At 64.6% G+C, this 19813-nt stretch carries 13 protein-coding genes; 5 read left to right on the plus strand and 8 right to left on the minus strand.

Annotation, left to right across the window (positions count from 1 at the left end; all coding sequences use genetic code 11):
• Positions 1-786, minus strand: a complete 786-nt coding sequence (locus AC50X5_RS11840) for a DUF5998 family protein (RefSeq protein ID WP_494976288.1) — start codon at positions 784-786, stop codon at positions 1-3.
• 47 nt (positions 787-833) lie between these two features.
• Positions 834-3533, minus strand: a complete 2700-nt coding sequence (locus AC50X5_RS11845) for a bifunctional acetate--CoA ligase family protein/GNAT family N-acetyltransferase (RefSeq protein WP_494976289.1) — start codon at positions 3531-3533, stop codon at positions 834-836.
• 56 nt (positions 3534-3589) lie between these two features.
• Between AC50X5_RS11845 and AC50X5_RS11850 the strand changes: the two genes are divergently transcribed.
• Positions 3590-6139, plus strand: a complete 2550-nt coding sequence (locus AC50X5_RS11850) for a DNA gyrase/topoisomerase IV subunit A (RefSeq protein WP_494976290.1) — start codon at positions 3590-3592, stop codon at positions 6137-6139.
• A 52-nt stretch (positions 6140-6191) separates the two neighbouring features.
• On the plus strand, positions 6192-6710 hold the full coding sequence (locus tag AC50X5_RS11855; RefSeq protein WP_494976291.1) for a DinB family protein: 519 nt from the start codon (positions 6192-6194) through the stop codon (positions 6708-6710).
• On the opposite strand, the gene AC50X5_RS11860 is transcribed toward AC50X5_RS11855, so the two are convergent.
• The 4 genes from AC50X5_RS11860 to AC50X5_RS11875 are packed head-to-tail and all read right to left on the minus strand — an operon-like array spanning position 6692 to position 14022.
• Positions 6692-7753 (minus strand): GNAT family N-acetyltransferase, encoded by a 1062-nt coding sequence (locus AC50X5_RS11860; protein ID WP_494976292.1) that lies wholly within the window; start codon positions 7751-7753, stop codon positions 6692-6694. The genes AC50X5_RS11855 and AC50X5_RS11860 overlap by 19 nt on opposite strands.
• Positions 7754-7762: 9 nt before the next feature.
• Positions 7763-11332, minus strand: a complete 3570-nt coding sequence (gene cydD / locus AC50X5_RS11865; protein ID WP_494976293.1) for a thiol reductant ABC exporter subunit CydD — start codon at positions 11330-11332, stop codon at positions 7763-7765.
• A complete protein-coding gene (gene cydB, locus AC50X5_RS11870; RefSeq protein WP_494976294.1) occupies positions 11329-12405 on the minus strand; it encodes a cytochrome d ubiquinol oxidase subunit II in 1077 nt (358 codons plus the stop codon). The genes cydD and cydB overlap by 4 nt, the downstream gene beginning before the upstream one ends.
• 18 nt (positions 12406-12423) lie before the next feature.
• Positions 12424-14022 (minus strand): cytochrome ubiquinol oxidase subunit I, encoded by a 1599-nt coding sequence (locus tag AC50X5_RS11875; RefSeq protein ID WP_494976295.1) that lies wholly within the window; start codon positions 14020-14022, stop codon positions 12424-12426.
• Positions 14023-14284: 262 nt separating this feature from the next.
• Here AC50X5_RS11875 and AC50X5_RS11880 point away from each other — a divergent pair, with 262 nt between their 5' ends.
• Together AC50X5_RS11880 and AC50X5_RS11885 are read left to right on the plus strand one after the other, a co-directional pair.
• Positions 14285-14671: a BlaI/MecI/CopY family transcriptional regulator gene (locus AC50X5_RS11880; RefSeq protein WP_463937617.1), complete on the plus strand. Its 387-nt coding sequence runs from the start codon at positions 14285-14287 to the stop codon at positions 14669-14671.
• Between the two features lie 6 nt (positions 14672-14677).
• On the plus strand, positions 14678-15679 hold the full coding sequence (locus tag AC50X5_RS11885) for a M56 family metallopeptidase (protein ID WP_494976296.1): 1002 nt from the start codon (positions 14678-14680) through the stop codon (positions 15677-15679).
• A 16-nt stretch (positions 15680-15695) separates the two neighbouring features.
• Here the strand turns inward: AC50X5_RS11885 and AC50X5_RS11890 are convergent, their stop codons facing one another.
• Positions 15696-17804: a DNA gyrase/topoisomerase IV subunit B gene (locus AC50X5_RS11890; RefSeq protein WP_494976297.1), complete on the minus strand. Its 2109-nt coding sequence runs from the start codon at positions 17802-17804 to the stop codon at positions 15696-15698.
• A gap of 268 nt (positions 17805-18072) precedes the next feature.
• Between AC50X5_RS11890 and AC50X5_RS11895 the strand changes: the two genes are divergently transcribed.
• Entirely contained in the window at positions 18073-18294 is a 222-nt protein-coding gene (locus tag AC50X5_RS11895; protein WP_463937614.1) for a DUF7455 domain-containing protein, read from the plus strand.
• Between the two features lie 162 nt (positions 18295-18456).
• Here the strand turns inward: AC50X5_RS11895 and AC50X5_RS11900 are convergent, their stop codons facing one another.
• On the minus strand, positions 18457-19764 hold the full coding sequence (locus AC50X5_RS11900; protein WP_494976298.1) for an RNA polymerase sigma factor: 1308 nt from the start codon (positions 19762-19764) through the stop codon (positions 18457-18459).
• Positions 19765-19813 lie beyond the last annotated feature (49 nt).

Consider the following 19813-nt stretch of genomic DNA (forward strand, 5'->3'; position numbering starts at 1 on the left):
TCAGCGCTGGTGGCCGCGGCCAAGCCGGCTGCCAAAGACCCCTCGAGGCCATGTGGGCAGGGCTTTCGCAGGATGGCCAACCACGCTCGAGGGCCCGGCCGTGCCGGTGTTGACCGCCCTCAAGGCCCGGGCAAAGAGCTTGGCCTCCTGGACTGCCTGCAGGCCGTCGGCTTCGGCACTGATGCGGAGCACAATGTCTTCCTGGGCAATGGTGCCGGTGTAGCCGTGGTCCGCCTCGCACTGCGGATCCCCGCAACTGGCCGGGCCCATATCCAGCCGCTGGCCCCCGGACCAGGCAATCGACAGGGTCACTTCACGTACGGGATCCGACGGCTTGTAGTTGTGTGGCTGTGTGTACATGTAACTGAGCACTACGGACCGGATCTGCGCCACCGGTACGGACTCGGTGGAAACCTGCGCCACCATCTGCTCGCCGGCTTCGTCAAGTTGCTGGTCGTCCACATGCGTGATCACCAGCATGTCGTCGGTCAGCACCAGCACGGTAATGTGGCGGCGCACCTCGGCACGGTCAAAGTGAGTCTCCAGGTGCACCAGATGGGCAACACAGTCCCGTCCATCCAGGGCATCTTCCACGACGTCGGCCACCAGCCGGGGGTAGAAACCCGCCTTCTGCAATGCGGCGTCGAGGCTTTGCCCTTGGGCGCCATGGCTGTGCGTGCCCTGCTGGCGTCCGGCCGGCCGGCCACTGCTCTCCGGTTGCGCCTGCGTTTGCTGCTGGGGCGCGGGTTGCGGCTTTGGCTGCGACGATGAGGGCTGTGGGGTCATGTCCCCATTTTCACAGATCAACCGGACACTTGCTAACTGCCGGCATCCTAGCCGAGCATGGCCCGGCGCGCGCTGTCCGTGCGCTGGGCCGGATTGGCGATCCGTACATCGGCGGCAAGGATCGACAGTCCAGCGGGACCGCAGAGAACCGGGTTGAATTCCACCAGCGCGATTTCGGGATGGTTGTCCTTGAGGAGCGACAGTCGCGCTGCCAGGTCCTCGAGGGCTCCGACATCGGCCGGCGGAAGGCCCTGGTAAGCAAACAGTTTCCGGGAAGCGCGCGGGGCACGGATGAATTCCCTGAGGTCGTCCGTGGTTAAAGGCGGCACCCGGTGGGCCCAGTCATCCAGCAGGTTTACTGCGTCTCCCGACAGACCAAAAGAAACGACAGGGCCCAGGAGCGGATCTTCGATGGCGCGCATGGTGCAGGCCTGCCCCACAGGAGCCATCGCCTGCACTTCCAGGGCGGCAGCACCGTAGCCGGCCAGTGCCCGGCGCATCTGGGCCAGGTTGCGCCGCAGGGAGTCGGCATCCTGGATGTCCAGCCTTACTCCGCCCAGGTCGAGGCGATGGCGAAGGGCCGGGTCTGTGGTCTTCAGGACTACTGGCCAGCCAAGGCGGTCTGCCGCTGCAACGGCCTCGTCATCCGTTTCAAAGCGCGCCGAAGGCAGCACCGAGATCCCGTAATGACCCAGCAGGGTCGCTGCCGCCTCCTCGTCGAGGGCTTTGAGCTGTTCACCGTGCACGTCCCGGAGCAGGACTTCCAGCCCGGCACGGACGGCGTCGGCATCGCAGCCCTCAGGCTCAACGAAGGCTCCGCGGTCGCGCCTGGCCCACTCCGCGTACCAGACGACGGCGGCAAGCGCGCTCACAGCCGCACCCGAGTTGGCGTAGCACGGAACGCCCGGGCTCCTGCCGTCCTGATTCTTCCCGCCTGCCAGCCCCTCAACATAGACGGAAGGGTCCATAATCCCGGCAAAAACCGCGATCACCGGTTTACCGGCTTCAGCAGCACACCCGGCCAGGATGCCGGCGATGTCTTCGACAGTCAGCCCCCGCGCGGGAAGCAGGGTGACCACCGCGGAGTCCACCGAGTCCTCAGCGAGAATGCCAGCCAACTGCTGACGGAGAACCGGAAGCGCAATCGACATGCCGGCGTCGAGGTCCAGGTCCGTAACCGTCCGCTCCACCACCAAACCATTGGCAGCGGCACTATCCGCAACCACCATGCCCAAGGCGTAGGAATTGCTGACCACCGCCACCCGGGGGCCTGCCGGCAGTGGTGCTGCGGACACAATCTGGCTGACATCCATCAGGGCTTCGATAGTCTGCACCCGGATCACTCCGGACTGGCGCAGCATTGCGTCAAGGGCGCCCACTGGCGCCTGGGTGGTGCGGACGGCATGGCCGCGGGGAAGCTGCAGGCCCATGGTGTCTGACTTGGCAACAATCACCGGTTTGGTCCGCGCCAGCCTGCGGGCCAGTCGGGAAAACTTGCGCGGGTTGCCGATGGACTCAAGATAAAGGGCGACGGCGTCGGTATCGGAATCGTCCTCCCAGTACTGCATCAGATCATTACCGGAAACGTCTGCCCGGTTGCCCGCAGACACGAACGTTGACACTCCCACCCGGCGGCGGCTGCAGGCGGCATACAAGGAAACGCCGATGGCCGCAGACTGGCTGAATGCCCCGAGGCCGCCGCGGTTGGGCAGGTACGGTGCCATTGATGCGTTCAGCGAGATGTCCGGGTGCGTGTTGATCATGCCCAGCGAGGCCGGTCCGATCACCCGCATGCCGTTGGCCCTTGCCTTGCGCACCAGCTCCCGCTGCCGCAGCAGCCCGCGCTCGCCGTCGTCAGCGAACCCTGAGGTGGCGATCAAAAGGCCCTTAACGCCTGCAGCTGCGCAGTCGTCCACTACGGAAGACACTTCCTCATACGGTACCGCGATAATCGCCAGCTGGACGGGTTCCGGAATCTCTGACAACCGGGCGTAGGAGAGCATGCCGGCAAGTTCCAGGGCTTCCGGATTCACGGCGTAGACGGGGCCCTTAAACCCGCCTTCAATCAGGTGTTCGAGGAGCTGGTAACCAAGCTTTCCCCACGTCCGGCTGGCCCCGATCACCGCAACGGACGATGGCGCCAGCAAACCCCGCACGCTGCGCGCCTCCGCCCGGTGCTCACGGGACTCCATCACGGCACGGGATTTTTCTGTGGGGTCGATATTGAATTCGAGGCTGACGACGCCGTCGTCGAAATGCCTTTTGACGTCATAACCGGCATCGGAAAAAACCATCAGCATCTTACGGTTTTCGGGGAGGACCTCGGCTGTGAAGCGCCGGATGCCGTTTTCCCTCGCTGCCGCCGCCAGGTGTTCGAGCAGGATGGAACCGATGCCGCGGCCCTGGTGCACATCCGCAATGTTAAAGGCCACCTCTGCCTCAGTCGGATCATCGAGGCGGTCATAACGGCCAATCCCGATGATCGCCCCGCCGATGGTGATAACGAACGCAACGCGGTCACGGAAGTCCACTTCGGTGAACCGTTTGAGTTCCTTACTGCTCAGCCGTGCTTTGAGGGCAAAGAAACGCATGTAAATTGAGTTCTGGGACTGCCCGGTATGGAAGGCCTGGACGGCGTCCACATCCGTTGGGTGAATAGGCCTCAGATGGGCTGTACCGCCATCGCGGAGAACGACATCGGCTTCCCAGTATTCCGGATATACGCCGTCCGCGGGCTGTTCCACCATAGGCTTAGCCTAGCCAAAAAACTCCCGTGCACACCCCCTAAGGATCCATCAGCCCTATGGCCCGCCGCCAAAGCCCCGCCCCTGCCAGTGATCCCGGCGAGGATTACAGCGAAAGAATCGTTGACATCGACGTCACGTCCGAGATGGAGGGCTCCTTCCTGGAGTACGCCTACTCGGTGATCTATTCGCGCGCCTTGCCGGATGCCCGCGACGGCCTGAAGCCGGTACAGCGCCGCATCCTCTACATGATGAGCGAAATGGGGCTGCGACCGGACCGCGGGCACGTCAAGAGTGCCCGCGTAGTCGGCGAGGTCATGGGCAAGCTGCACCCGCACGGCGACACTGCCATCTATGACGCCATGGTCCGGATGGCGCAGGACTTTTCGCTGCGGCTGCCGCTGATCGATGGCCACGGCAACTTCGGGTCTCTCGACGACGGTCCTGCCGCACCGCGGTACACCGAGGCCCGGATGGCTGCCGCGGCCCTCACCCTGACAGACCACCTCGACGAAGACGTCGTTGATTTCGTTCCCAACTACGACAACCAGCTCACCCAGCCCGAGGTCCTGCCGGCTGCTTTCCCCAACCTGCTGGTTAACGGCGCCACGGGCATCGCCGTCGGCATGGCCACCAACATGGCGCCACACAACCTGGGTGAGGTAGTGGCAGCTGCCCGGCACCTGATCGCGAACCCTGACGCCACCCTGGACGACATCATGAAGTTCGTGCCGGGGCCGGACCTTCCCACCGGCGGCAGGATAGTGGGCCTGGACGGTGTGCGTGACGCCTATGCAACAGGCCGCGGTTCGTTCAAGACCCGGGCCAAGGTGGAGATCGAACAGCTCTCCGCCCGCCGCACAGGGCTCGTGGTGACAGAGCTGCCCTACATGGTGGGTCCTGAAAAGGTCATCGAAAAGATCAAAGACGCAGTCAACGGCAAAAAGCTGGCCGGAATCAGCGACGTCGTGGACCTGACGGACCGCAAGCACGGGCTGCGCCTGGTCATTGAACTCAAGAACGGCTTCAACCCGCAGGCCGTCCTCCAGCAGCTGTACCGCTACACGCCGATGGAGGATTCGTTCGGCATCAACAACGTCACCCTCGTGGACGGGCAGCCGCAGACACTGGGGCTGCTGCCGCTGCTCACCGTCTACGTTGACCACCGGATTGACGTGGTCCGGCGCCGGACCGTGTTCCGGCTGGGCAAGAAGAAGGACCGCCTGCACCTGGTGGAGGGCCTACTCATCGCCATCGTGGACATCGACGAGGTCATCCAGATCATCCGGTCTTCGGACGAAGCATCCGCGGCGCGGGTGCGCCTGATGTCCATCTACGACCTCACCGAAATCCAGGCCAACTACATCCTGGAACTGCGGCTCCGCCAGCTCACCAAGTATTCCCGCATTGAATTGGAGAAGGAACAGGACGAACTGCGCCGTGAGATTGCCGAGCTCGAGGCAATCCTGGCCTCCGAGGAACGTCTCCGCGGCCTGGTCTCGGCCGAGCTGGGCGAGCTCGCTGACAAATACGCCACGCCGCGCCGCACCGTGCTGCTTGAATCCGAGGCTGTGTCCCCCACTGTCGCCGCTGCGCTCGCAGGCGCCAACGGCAATGGCAAAGTCAAAGCCGTCCCGCTGGCCCTCGAAGTTGCCGACGATCCCTGCTGGGCCATCCTGACAGCCTCAGGACAGATTGCCCGCACCCTGGCTTTGGAACCCCTCACCGAATCGGGCCCCCGTACCCGCCATGACGTCTTCCGCTCGGTGATTCCGACGTCGGCACGGGGCGAGATCGGGGCCGTCACCTCCAAGGGGAGGATGCTTCGCCTGCAGGTGGTGGACATGCCCGTGTTGCCCACTGTTTCCGGGCTGCCCAACATGGCCGGCGGCGTGGCGGCCAAGGACTTCCTCACGCTGCTCAAGGGCGAGACCCTGGTGGCATTTGCACCGCTGGACCAGGTTTTGGCCTTGGGTACTGTGCAGGGCGTGGTGAAGCGGGTCCAGCCCGACTACCCCTTGAACCGGGAAGACTGGGAGATCATTGCCCTGAAGGACAAGGACTCGCTGGTGGGCGTGGTCCCGGCGGCGCCCGACAATTCCGAGCTGGTTTTTGTGACGCAGCAGGCGCAGCTGCTGCGTTTCCCGGCTTCGGCCGTCCGGCCGCAAGGCCGCACCGCGGGCGGTATGGCGGGCATCAAACTGGCACCGGGCGATGCCGTGCTGTTTTTCGGTGCGGTTGCAGCCGAGGACCCCGCCGCCGTCGTCGTCACCATTGCCGGAACCACCGGCGCCCTGCCGGGCACGGCTCCCGGCACGGCCAAGGTGACGGCCTTCGACGAATACCCAGCGAAGGGCCGCGCCACCGCCGGGGTCCGTGCGCACCGCTTCCTCAAAGGCGAAGACACCCTGCTGCTGGGCTGGGCAGGCCACGGACCAGCCAAAGCATCCTCAGCGGCGGGCGTGGCGCGTTCGCTGCCACAGGAATACGGCAGGCGCGATGGCTCGGGGATTCCCCTGTCTCAGGCTATCGACGCCATCGGTCCCGCCATGGCCTGGCCTGAGCATGTGGCCGAAGAAACCCCGGCTGTTCAGGAAACAATCATTTAGCGCACCGCATGGGAGGTGCCGGGAGGCCGGTCACCTCCCATAGACTGCATCCATGCCGATTATTCCTGATGTGAAGGACTGGACGTGGGTGCTGTCCGAGCGGTGCCCCGATTGCTCCTTCGATCCTGCCACCGTTACGCCCGCTACCGTGCCCGGAACCGTCCGCAGTGTGCTGCCCAGGTGGAGGTCGGCCCTCCGGCGCCCCGACGTAGCCGAGCGGCCCGATGACAGCACCTGGTCAACCCTTGAATACGCGTGCCATGTGCGGGACGTCTTCAGCATCTTCGACCAGCGGTTGAACCTGATGCTCAGCAGCGACAACGCTGAGTTCGAGAACTGGGACCAGGATGCCGCGGCTGTAGAAGCGGATTACCGTACAGCGGATCCTGCGGAGGTCAGCGCGCAGCTCACGGCCGAAGGTGAACAGATCGCCGAAGACTTTGCCCGCGTGCGGGAAAGCGACTGGAACCGCAAAGGCCTCCGGAGCAACGGCTCGGAGTTCACGGTGCTGACCTTCTCACGCTACTTCCTGCACGACGTCGTTCATCACCTTCATGACGTCAAAGGCTGAAGCAGTTTTTCCCAGCTCGCGCTTTGGTTGACGGGCGTGTACCCCATTGCCAGGTACAGGGCCAACGCGCCCGTGGGGTTCGCCGAGTCCACGTCAAGGGAGGCCACGTCCATGCCATCCGCTGCGAAGCGGCGCATCACGTCAGCCAACAAGGCCTGTGCAATGCCGCGTCCACGATATGCCCGCCGGACCCCCAGGAGCTCGGTGTAGCCTTCCTTGAATCCGCGCTCCGTGGCGCTGTCCGGATCGAAGCTCGCCACCTGATACCCGGCTACTTCGCCCGTGGCCTTATCAAGCACCACCGTGGTCCAGTCCGGCCTGGCGAACGGGTGTTCCAGCGTGAAACGCCATGATTGCTCGTCCCGCGGCTCACTCCCCCAGTGGTCGCGGAACGCATCGTTGTGCGCGAGCCGGGCGGCCTCATGCAGCGCCGGGTCCATCAACACCAGTTCAAGCCCATCCTCCAGCGGCACCTCGGGAGCAGGGACACTCACAGGCCTGTGCATCTCGTTGTACCAGCGCACCTGTTGGTAGCCCAAACGCCGCAGGAGTGCAGTCCGTCGCTCCAGCCTTTGCTCGTTGAAAATCCGCAGCCTGGGCAACGCCGCGGTTCCACCGGCAGATTCATTGGCCAGCGCGTCCGCGGCGAAGCGGGCTCGAGTCATGGCCTCTTGCCAGGCCACGATGGCGGTGCCGACGCCCTTCCGCTGCCACTGCGGATCCACGCAGCCCATGGCCTGGGCCTTATCGCCGTGTGGATTCTTGCTGATGCGGCCATAGGCACGCGGCACTCCGGAATCGTCAATGCCCAACACCGTGTGGGTCCGGGGATCATTGTTGCTGTTCTCCAGCACCTGCTCCAGGTCTCCGGCTTTTTCGAACCAGGCAGGATGCTCGACGGCGGCGGTGCGGGCGATCAGCGCAGCCCAGGAGTCCAGGTCCGCGGCCGATGCTGCCCGCCAGTGGAGCCCGGTCACCGGATCCGGCAGCTGGACCGCCACAGGGCGCGTTGATTCGGTCAGCCGATTGCTTGAGGAAGACATGGCAACAGGCTACTGACGGCCGGCCCCCGCTGCCAGCAGCGCCGTGCCGTGGCCTGCCTGGCTCGGCTCGGCGGAGCTTTCCCGGTCCTGTCCCGGCAGCTCCAGCCGGGAGTCGTCAGGATGTATGTCAACAACGTTGTGCGTCACCATCACCACCGTGACGTCCCGTAGCCCCGTCCGCAGCTGGGCCAGCAGCTCCCGGGCCGCGGCCGCGTCCAGGTGGGCTGTTGGCTCGTCCAGCAACAGCACCGGCGCACCGGTGAGCAGTGTCCGCGCCATGGCGAGCCGCTGCCGCTCCCCGCCGCTCAGGAAAGAACCGCCGGGACCGATCCTCGCGTCCAGCCCTTCCGGGACAGCGGCAAGCAGCGGTCCAAGTCCGACGGCGTCCAGTGCCGCCAGGAGCTCACTGTCTGTGGGTTTCCGGTCGGCGGGACGGGCGAGGAGCAGGTTGCCGCGAACCGTGGAATCGAAGAGATGGGCGTCCTGCGGGCACCAGGCCGCCGCCCCCGTGACCCGTGCCGTGCCGTCGTACACCGGCAGGAAGCCGAGCAACACGGACAGCAGCGTGGATTTTCCGGAACCGGATGGTCCGGAAACCACCAGCCAGCGGCCGGGATCCCCCTGGGCGGTAAGGCCACTGAACACCGGGCTGCCGCCGGGCCAGGCCGCAGCGACGTTCTCCAGCTCCAGGCCGGGAAGGCCGAGCAGACGATCGGGAACAGCCACGATACCGTCGCCCTGGCCGTCATCACCGGCCGCAGCTGAAAGGGCACCAGTTCGGCCAAGGCGCTGCAGGACCATTGCCAGGGCCGGTGCCTGCCGGACGGCGGACACCACCGCTGCATAGGGCTCTATGAGTGCCAGCTGCATCAATACGACAGCCGCCGCCAGCCCCGGGACCAATCCGTCCTCCACGGCCGGGGCGGCCAGCACACCCGAGGCCAACGCGGCCAATGTGCATGCCAGGACAGTGGTGGCCTGGCCGATCCCTTCGGCCCAGGCCGAACGCTGGGCAGCTGCCGTTGCCGCCCTGTCGCGGGCGCGCAGTTCGTCGAGCACGGCCGGTGCGAGGCCATTGGCGGACAGTTCGGCCCTGGCATCCAGCGCCAAGGTGATCCGGCGCAACACCAGCGAGCGCAATTGCTGCTCGGCCTGCGCCGCCTTGCGGTCTGCCGCAAGGGCAAGGACCGGGGATACCACGAGGCAAACGAGGGCGCAGATAACCACTGCAGGAACTGCCGGGGGCAACAGAACCGCCGTAGCCACAACGGCGGCTCCCGCGACGATAACCGCCGCAAGGGGTGGCAGGATCACCCGGGGCAGCAGTTCCCTCAGGGTGTCGACGTCGTCAACTACGGTTCCGAGGACATTGCCGCCCCGCAGCAGCCGCCTGAGCTGCAGCGCCCTCCGGCTCAGCGATTCCCACAGTGAGCCGCGAAGCCGGGTCATCCCGGCGAAGACGGCATCGTGTGTCAGCAGGCGTTCCCAGTAGCGCAGCACGGCCCGGCCGATGCCGAAGAACCGTACACCTACGATGGCACCAAGCAGGTACAGGATGGGCGGTTGCTCGCTGGCCCGGATGATGAGCCACCCGGACAATGCGGAAAGAGCTACCGCAAACAGCGCGGCCAGGGCGCCTACGATGCAGGCACCTGCGAGACGTGGCCATACCGGACCCAGGACCCCGGCAAGCGCACGGAAGGTTCCGGGTGGCAGCGGCGCTGACCCCGTATCCGGTGTCACCGCCGTTCCTGCCGGGTTGGAGGGGCGGGCTGCCGGGTGGTTGGCCTGAATGTTGCCATGGCCCGTGCCTGACACCGGCACATCCGCCACTGCTCCGGTTCCGGACGCCGTTACGGGCCCGGTGCCGGGGCCCGCCCCAATGATCACCACGTGGTCCGCGAGCGCACTCGTGTCCGGGTCATGGGCAACGAGGATCACGGTAACCGAATCCGGCAGCGCGATGATGGCGGAGCGCACTGCACCGGCGCTCACGGCATCAAGATGCGTGGTGGGTTCGTCAAGCAACAGGACAGTGGCACCGGCCTGGAGCCGGGCCAGTCCGCGGGCAACGGCAACCCGACGCAGTTCCCCGGGGCTGAGCTCGGACGGGTGCTTTGCCGCCAGATGCGAGGCGGAAACCCTGTCCAGCAGTTCAAGCGCCAGCTGCCCGGCCTCGCCGCTCTCCCACCCCTTTTCTTGTCCTTTTCCTTGCGCCTTTTCTTGCACAGGCACCCAGCCGGGATTGCGGCCGAGGTACAGGAGGACTTCCCCGAGCACGGTCTCTTCGAGCATCACCGGGTGCTGCGGAACCCAGGCGACACCGGCGTCCGGGACACCGGATACCCTGCCGGCCACCGAGGCTCCGGAGCCGTTGCGGATGGTGCCCGCCAGGACGCCAAGAACAGTGCTCTTTCCCGTGCCGCTGGGTCCGGCAAGGGCCGTAATCCGGCCGGCGGGGGCGTGGAAATTGACGGGCCCGACGGCGGCGGCCTCCCGGCCCGTGTACCTCACCAACAGGCCGGACACGTGGACGCCCGGAGCATCGTTCCCCACGCCTGCGGCGGCTTCGGCTGCTGCCGAACCGGCCCCGGCAGGGGTGGCTGCCGAACGCACGCCGCTGCCGGCGTCCGGCTCGCCGGTTCCGTCCAGCACGTCGTTGGCCGACGCAAGTGCCGCGCGGCCGTCGTCACTGGCGTGGTGGGCGGTGCCCAGTTCACGCAGGGGCAGGTAGCAGTCGGGGGCAAGGATGAGTGCCAGCAGCCCGGCCTCCAGCGCCATATCCCCGGCCACAAGCCGCACGCCGATGAAGACGGCCACCACAGCTACGGAGATCGTGGCGATGAGCTCAAGCGCCAGTGCCGAAAGGAACGCCGTGCGCAGGGTACCCATGGTCCGGTGCCGGTATTGCTCGGAGATTTCCTCGAGGGCCGCCCGCTGCTCACTCGCACGGCCAAGGCCCACCAGGACCGGGAGCCCCTTGGCCAGTTCGAGAATGTGGCCCGACAGCCGGCGCAGGGTCGCCTGGGCTTCACCGACCCTGTCCTCGGTGTACCGTCCGATCAGGATCATAAAGACTGGCACCAGGGGCACCGTCAACACAATCACTACGGCGCTGACCCAGTCGGCGAAGAGAATTCTGGCTCCGAGCAACAAGGGGACGGTGGCGCAGTTGATCAGGGCAGGAAGGAACTGGGTGTAGTAATTATCCAGGGCGTCCAGGCCACGTGTTGCCAGGACGGCCACGCCACCGTCGTTCATGGGCGTGCCGGTTCCCACCGCTGCCTGCGGATCCAGCGCGTGGTGCAAGAGACGGGAACGGAGCTCTTCCTTAACCCCAAAGGCTGCCCGCCGGGCCGCAACGCCCTGGGCCCACACTAACGCGGCCCGGAGCATCGCCCCCGCCACCCCCCACACCAGTTCCTCGCGCCAACCGGTAACGCCGCCGGCAAGTCCCGCCAGCATGGCGGCTACGGCCTGTGCCATGAGCACCAGGGCCAGGGCCTTCAGGGCCGCCAGGAAGCCCAGCCAATAGAGGGCACCACGCGTGGCCGTTCCGTTTGGAAACGCCGGCCTCACGGTTGGTCACTGCTCCTGGCGGCAGCCTCGTCGCTGACCAGCACCCTGGCGGCGATCGCCGGAAGGAACCCGTGTGCCGCCGGAATGTGGTCCGCGCTGACGCGGCGGCGGAACACCCAATAGGTCCAGGACTGGTACGCGATGACCAGGGGCAGCCCCACTGCCGCCACGATGCTCATCAGGCCCAGGGTGTAATCCGATGCCGAGGCGTTGTAGATGGTCAGATCGAATTCCGGGCTGATGGTCGACGGCAGCACTACAGGAAAGGCTGCGCCGAAAATGGCTGCGCTGCCCAGCAGCAGGAATGCACCGAGGCCCATAAAGGCCCGGCCTTCATTTCCCCGCCGCGCCGAGCGCCAGGAACAGGCGGCACAGGCGGCCGCCAGGGCGACGGCGAGGGTTGTCCAGATGTTGCCCGTCAGCAACTGGACAGCCAGGGCCCATCCGACCAGCGGCAGCAGAAGGAACGGCAGCAGCCGGGCAAACCAGAGCCGGGCGCGGTGCCGCACGTCGCCGTCGGTCTTCAGTGCAAGGAAGGCGAGGGCGTGCACCAGGGCGAAGCCCACCACGGCCAGCCCGCCCAAAACTGCGTACCAGCTGAACCAGGCGAGCGGGCCACCCTGCCGGTCACCGTTGGCGTTCAGCGGCAACCCGGTTGTGGTGAGGGCGAGGGCGGCGCCCACGCCGAAGGCTGCGAGGAATGAGCCAACAGCTATCGCCCAGTCCCAGCGGTTGCGCCACTGGACCGAATCCACCTTGCCGCGGTATTCGAAGGCCACGGCGCGGAAGATCAGGGCAACCAGCACCACCAGCAGCGGCCCGTACAAGGCGGAGAAGAGGGATGCGTACCAGAACGGGAAGGCAGCGAACGTGGCTCCGGCGGCCGTGAGCAGCCATACCTCATTGCCGTCCCAGACCGGACCGATGGTATTGAGCAGAACCCGGCGTTCTGTATTGTCCCGGGCGAAGGTCTTCATCAGCATCCCCACTCCCAGATCAAACCCTTCGAGGAAGAGGTAACCGGTCCACAGGACGGCGATCGCGATGAACCAGATAGTGGGCAGGAGTTCCATCAGTAGCTTCCCTTGCTCCTAGTAAGCGAAAGCCAGGACGTCATCCCGGTTCCGGTCGTCTTCGTCAGTGTCGCCGTCGTTGCTGTCACCGTCACGGCCCGATGGCGCATGAGCGAGTTCCGGCATCCCGGCAACCACGCCGCCGCGGATGTACTTGACCAGCAGCTTGACCTCAACCACCAGCAACAGCGCGTAGATGGCTGTCAGGACTACCAGCGAGGTGAGGAGCTCGCCGGCGCTTACTCCAGGCGAAACCGCGGCCGCCGTGAACATAAACACCTGGTCGATTCCGTTGAGGTCGGGATTGGGTGCCACCACAAAGGGCTGGCGGCCCATCTCCGTGAATATCCAACCGGCGGCATTGGCGCCAAACGGGGCCAGGATGCCCAGGACAGCCAGCCGCATCAGCCACTGTGATTCCGGGACGGTGCCCTTGCGGGTGATCCACAGGGCTGCCAGGGCGGCGGCCGCCGCCAGGCCACCGAAGCCGATCATCATTCGGAAGCCCCAGTACGTCACTTCCATAACAGGCACGTAGTCGATCTCCTGGCCGGCCCGCTCGCCGTACATGGGATCGTCGGGCAGGTTGGTGCCGTAGTTGGCCTTGTAATCCTCCACGAGGCTGTTGACGCCCCGGATTTCCGTGGTGAAGTCACCCTTGGCCAGATAGGACAGAATGCCGGGGACTTCGATCAGGGCAACGATCTCGTCGCAGTTCTGGGACCCCAGGTTTCCAACGCTCAGCACGGAGAATCCGGTTCCGTCGTGGCAGGCAGCCTCGGCCGCAGCCATCTTCATGGGCTGCTGTTCGAACATCAGCTTGCCTTGGAGGTCACCGGTAAGCGCGGTGCCGGCGAAGGAGATCATGGCCACGACGGCGCCGATCCGCAACGAGCGAATCCAGACCGTGTGGTCTGCCCGGTCGCGGCCCGGGATATCGCTGGTACCAGGCACTGCCTTGCCGTCCGGTCCGATGGTGTCGATGCCGTCCTTGCGGCGTCGCCACAGGTGGTACCAGGCGATGCCCAACAGGAATCCGCCGGCCACGGCCAGGGCGCCAAAGAGAGTGTGCGGGACGGCCACCAGAGCTGTGTTGTTCGTGAACACTGCCCAGGCGTCGACCATCACCGGACGCCCGTCGATCAGCTCGACGCCGACCGGATGCTGCATCCAGCTGTTCGCAACGATAATGAAGTACGCCGAGAAGATGGAGCCGACTACGGCGATCCACAGGCAAGCGAGGTGAACTGCCGGCTTCAACTGCTTCCAGCCGAAGATCCACAGGCCCAGGAACGTGGATTCCACGAAGAACGCCAGCAAGGCTTCAAGGGCCAGAGGCGCGCCAAACACGTCCCCGACGAACCGGCTGTACTCACTCCAGGCCATTCCGAACTGGAATTCCTGGACGATCCCTGTCGCCACGCCCATGATGAAGTTGATCAGGAACAGCTTGCCCCAGAACTTGGTCATCCGCAGGAATTCGGGTTTCCCCGTGCGGTGCCACAGAGTCTGCATGATGGCCACGAGGAGGCCCAGGCCGATGGTGAGGGGCACCATCATGAAGTGGTACACCGTGGTGATACCGAACTGCCACCGCGCAATTTCCAAGGCTTCCAAGCGGGTCCCCTAATGTTGCTCTCCGAGTCGGATGAACTTCTACGCATTGTAGAACTTCCGTCTTCTACAGAGTGTAGAACAGATGGCCGGGGGTGTAAACCGTCGCAGAGCACACGCGCCGCCCTCCTCTGCGCCACGCCGCACCGTTCGTTCTACCTGATGTAGAAAGCCTGGCGGAAAAAGGGTAACTTTAGTTCCAGGTCACGATTATTTGATACCGGACGCTGACAGCACCGGTGCACGGATTGTAAGGATTTGATGAATGGCGAGTCTCGGCGAACTGGAACGGGCGGTTATGGACCTGCTCTGGGCAGGCCAGGAAGCAGCCACGGCCAACACCCTGCGCGACAGGCTGGCCCAAAGCACTGAAGCGGCGGCAGGCACCGCCGGCCACGAGGGCAAGGAACTGGCAGTCACCACTGTTCTTACGGTCCTTTCAAGGCTTGAGAAAAAAGGCCTTGTGGAGCGTGAGCGCGGTATGCGCCCGCACCGTTACCAGGCTGTTTCGAGCCGGGAGGATCACACAGCCGAACTGATGCACGAGGTCCTGGGCTCAGCGCCCGACCGCGAAGCCGTTCTGGCACGGTTCATCGGCTCGGTCAGCCCGAGCGAAGCGGAAAGCCTGCGCAAACTGCTCGGTCGCGACTAAGGCTCCATGTTCTGGGCCTCGTACCTGCTGGCCGCCCTGGCGGTAATACTGGCCTGGCCGGTACCGGTACTCCTGTCCAGGGCACAATGGCCTGCCCGCTCGCCGTTTACGGCAATGATCCTCTGGCAGGCGGTAGGGCTGGCCGGCGGCCTCTCCATGATCGGCGCGATGCTCGTCTATGGCCTGGAGCCGCTGGGTGACAACCTGGTGGCCGGGCTACGGGGCCTGGCTTCCATGGTGCTTTTCAATGCACCTATCACGGCACTTGGCTTCTGGCACCTGTTTGCACTATCCGCTGCCGCGCTCCTGACGGCACACCTGGTGTTTACGCTCCTTCTCACGTACATCAGGATCCAGCGCCAGCGCAAGCGCCACCGTGAACTCCTGGAACTGCTGGCTTCCCCGTCGCCCGGGCGTGCCGGCACCATGGTCATCAGCCACGATTCACCAGTGGCCTACTGCCTTCCCGGCGGAGCGCGGTCCATCACTGTTCTCTCCGACGGATTGATGTCAGCCTTGGAGCCCGACGAACTGCGCGCCGTGTTGTGCCACGAAAATGCCCACCTGGTTCAGCGCCATCACCTGCTGTTATGGGTGTTCGCCGCATGGCGTCAGGCACTCCCCTGGCTGCCCACGACGCTCCTCGCCCAGCAGGCTGTCAACTCGCTGATCGAAATGCTGGCAGACGATGTTGCGCTGAAGGAAGTCAGCCGTCAGACACTCATTAAGGCCATTGCGATAGTGGCTGCCGGCCCGGAAGGCAACCCGGCCATGCAGCCGCCGGCAGCAGTGGCCGGCCGGGCAACCGGCGCGCCAGGGATGAACGGACTGGACGCAAATTCTGCCGCCGGCTCTGTCTCAGCCCGCACCACGGCGTCGCGCGTCAGCAGGCTGCTCTTAACCCAGCCTCCGCTGCCCCGCTGGGTGACAGCTGCCGTCCTGGCGCTCAGCGCCCTGCTCCTTGCCGTGCCGACTGCCCTGCTGATCGTCCCCGGCCTGTTGGGGTAGCTGGTCCCGCCCTCGGCTAGGCGTCGATGCGTTCCCGGTCGAGGCTGGATGCTCCGGCGATGATGAAGTCCTTGCGCGGAGCCACGTCAGAGCCCATCAGCAGGTCGAAGACCGCCTCTGCCTGCTGGGCGTTTTCGATATTGACCTTGCGCAGGGTCCGGTGCCGGGGATCCATGGTGGTCTCGGCCAACTGTTCGGCATCCATTTCGCCCAGGCCCTTGTAGCGCTGGATGGGTTCCTTGTAGCGCTTGCCCTCCTTGGCAAGTCTTGCCAGGAGCGTATGAAGTTCAGCTTCGGAGTAGGTGTAGACCATCTCATTGGCCTTCTGGCCGGCGTTGATGACCTCCACCCGGTGTAGTGGAGGGACGGCGGCGAAGACCCGGCCGTCCTCGACCATGGGCCGCATGTACCTGAAAAAAAGCGTCAGGAGCAACGTTCGGATGTGGGCGCCGTCAACGTCGGCGTCAGTCATCAGGATGACCTTCCCGTAACGGGCTGCCTCGAGGGCGAAGCTCCTGCCTGAACCGGCGCCAACCACCTGGATAAGAGCGGCACATTCAGCGTTGGAGAGCATGTCCCCCACAGAAGCCTTCTGTACGTTGAGGATCTTGCCACGAATGGGAAGCAGGGCCTGGAAGTCCGAGGACCGGGCCAGTTTCGCCGTACCGAGCGCCGAATCACCCTCAACGATGAAGAGCTCTGAACGGCTGACGTCGTCGGTTCTGCAGTCGGCCAGTTTGGTGGGCATGGAGGACGTCTCGAGGGCGTTTTTCCGGCGCTGGGTCTCCTTATGGACCCGGGCAGAGATGCGGGACTTCATCTCGCTGACGATCTTCTCCAGCAGCAGCGCAGCCTGGGCTTTGTCGTTACGGTTGGCAGAATTCAGCCGGGCCGTAATTTCCTTCTCCACCACCCTCGCGACGATCGCCCGAACCGCCGACGTACCCAGAATTTCCTTCGTCTGGCCCTCGAACTGTGGCTCGGCCAGGCGGACCGTCAGGACGGCCGTCAGCCCGGCGAAAATATCATCCTTCTCGATTTTGTCGTTGCCTGCCTTGAGCTTGCGGGCGTTGCTTTCCACGGCCTTGCGGAACGTCTTGACCAGGGCTTGTTCAAAACCGGCCTGATGCGTTCCACCCTTGGGGGTGGCAATGATATTGACGAAACTGCGCAGTGTGGTGTCGTAACCGATCCCCCAGCGCAAAGCAACGTCCACCTCGCAGTCCCGCTCAATCTCGGCAAGCTGGCTGTGGCCCTTCTCGTCGATGATGGGAACTGTTTCCTTGAACTTGCCTGAACCGTGGAGACGCCACACATCAGTCACGGCCGCGTCGATGGCAAGGAACTCAGCAAACTCGGAGATGCCGCCGTCGTGGTGGAAGATCTCTTCATGAGGCCCCGACTCCCCTGGCGTTCCGGGAATTTTCCGCTCGTCCCGGACGGTCAGCTTGAGCCCGGGGACCAGAAAGGAGGTCTGGCGTGCCCGGGCTGCCAATTCCTCGTAGGAAAACTTGGCATCCTGGGTAAAAATCTGCCGGTCCGCCCAGTAGCGGATCCGCGTTCCGGTCACCCCACGCTTTGCTTTACCAATGACATCCAGGACCGAATCATCGACAAAGGCGGTGAAGGGCGCGGCCGGGTCGGAGCGGGTTCCGGTGTCTTTGAAGCGGCCGGGCTCGCCGCGGCGGAAGGACATTTTGTACGTCTTGCCGCCCCTGTCCACCTCGACGTCCAGCCTGGCCGAGAGCGCGTTTACAACGGAGGCGCCAACACCGTGGAGGCCGCCGGAAGCGGCGTAGGAGCCGCCACCGAACTTTCCGCCGGCATGCAGTTTCGTGAAGACAACCTCAACGCCGGTAAGCCCGGTCTTGGGTTCCACGTCGATGGGGATGCCGCGGCCGTCGTCGTGGATTTCAACGGAATTATCCGCGTGCAGGATGATCTTGATGTCGTGGCCGAAACCGGCCAGGGCCTCATCAACCGCGTTGTCGATGATTTCCCAAAGGCAGTGCATCAATCCGCGGGAGTCAGTGGAACCGATATACATGCCGGGCCGTTTGCGCACGGCCTCAAGGCCCTCCAGGACCGAGAGGTGCCTGGCGGTGTAATCAGAACTTGGTGCCACGGGTGATGCGCTCCTTTAAGGCCGGGGTGGATACTGGACGGCTTCCGGCTTGCTGGACGGTCAAAGTGCCGGGAGTCCCGCCCGCGAGGGCTCTTCCTAGGGTAGTCGTCCGGGCGGACATCCTCTGACTGCAACGCCTGCAGTGCCGGAGAACAACTTTGACCGTTACCGAGGTGTGATACGCGGACAGCGAAAGTCACCCATCCTTGGCCTTGTTTGGCCTCGAATGCTGGTTATATAGAGGTACAGATCTACTTAGGAGGCCGACATGACAGCAGCAGTAGCGGATCGAACGCTCAACGCACTTGACCGGTGCGATCGTTGTGGAGCTCAGGCATATGTCCGCGTTGTACTCGAGTCCTCCGGCGGGGAGCTGCTGTTTTGCGGCCACCACGCCCGTGCAGTCGAAGCAACGCTCAAGCCGTTGAGCTCAGACTGGCACGACGAAACCGGGCGTCTCCACGAGAAGGCTCCGGTACCGGTCGACTAGACCCATAAGCCAAAAAGAAAAAGCAGGGTTCCTCCACGGAGGGACCCTGCTTTTTGCATGGTGCGGCAGATGCCACAGAACGCGCCCACAGCAAAGCTGCCGTGGGATCGCTCCCGACGGCGCCTTTGTTGTAGCTGACCCGAAGTGAACCGGGCCGAACGCTTAATCCAGGTAGTCGCGCAGCACCTGCGAACGTGACGGGTGACGCAGCTTGGACATGGTCTTGGATTCGATCTGGCGGATTCGCTCACGCGTAACGCCGTAGACTTTTCCGATTTCGTCTAAAGTCTTAGGCTGCCCGTCGGTGAGGCCGAACCGCATGGCCACAACGCCGGCCTCGCGCTCCGACAACGTGTCCAGGACGGAGTGGAGCTGTTCCTGCAACAACGTGAAGCTGACGGCGTCCGCCGGCACCACGGCTTCGGAGTCCTCGATGAGATCGCCAAATTCCGAATCGCCGTCCTCACCCAGAGGCGTGTGCAGCGAGATCGGTTCGCGGCCATACTTCTGGACCTCGACGACTTTCTCCGGAGTCATGTCCAATTCCAGGGCCAGCTCTTCCGGCGACGGCTCCCGGCCAAGGTCCTGAAGCATCTGGCGCTGGACACGGGCCAGCTTATTGATGACCTCCACCATGTGCACCGGGATACGGATGGTGCGTGCCTGGTCAGCCATGGCACGGGTGATGGCCTGGCGGATCCACCACGTTGCGTACGTGGAGAACTTGAAGCCCTTGGTGTAGTCGAACTTCTCCACCGCGCGGATAAGGCCCAGGTTGCCTTCCTGGATCAGGTCCAGGAAGAGCATCCCACGGCCCGTGTAGCGCTTGGCCAGCGAGACGACCAGGCGCAGGTTGGCTTCCAGCAGGTGATTCTTGGCGCGCTTGCCGTCGTGGATGATGAACTCAAGCTCGCGCTTGAACTTCGGGTCCATGGAACCGTCGTCCTTGGCGATTTTCTCCTCGGCAAAGAGGCCCGCCTCGATGCGAAGGGCAAGATCGACTTCCTGCTCTGCGTTCAGCAGGGCCACCTTGCCGATCTGCTTCAGGTAATCCTTGACGGGGTCGGCCGTTGCGCCGGCGGACATGACCTGCTGGACAGGAGCGTCGTCGTCGTCCGCGTCTGAATAGACGAAACCCGAGCCGGTGGCTGCGGCATCCGTCTTGGCAGCGGGGGCCTCGCCGTCCTCAACGAGTTCGGCCGGGTCGACATCGATATCCTGATCGTCGTCAACGTCAGCATCCTGCGAGGATTTTCCGGCAGCTTCGGCGGCAGCCTTGGCGCCGGGCTTGGGTCCACGCTTTTTGGGGGCAGGCTTGGCGTCAGTGGCTGAGCCTTCGCCGGCGGCATCACGAACAGCCTTATTGGCTGCCCTGGTGGCGGCACGCTTGGCGTTGGTAGCGGCCTGCTTCTCCTCAGGGGTCAGCTCAGCCATGTCGGCGGGGTCCTTCTTCGCGGAAGACGGGGTCACAGAAAACCTTTCTAGCGGCGGTCTGTGGAATCGCCATACGGGCAACACC

The sequence above is a fragment of the Pseudarthrobacter sp. MDT1-40-2 genome (assembly GCF_059383595.1).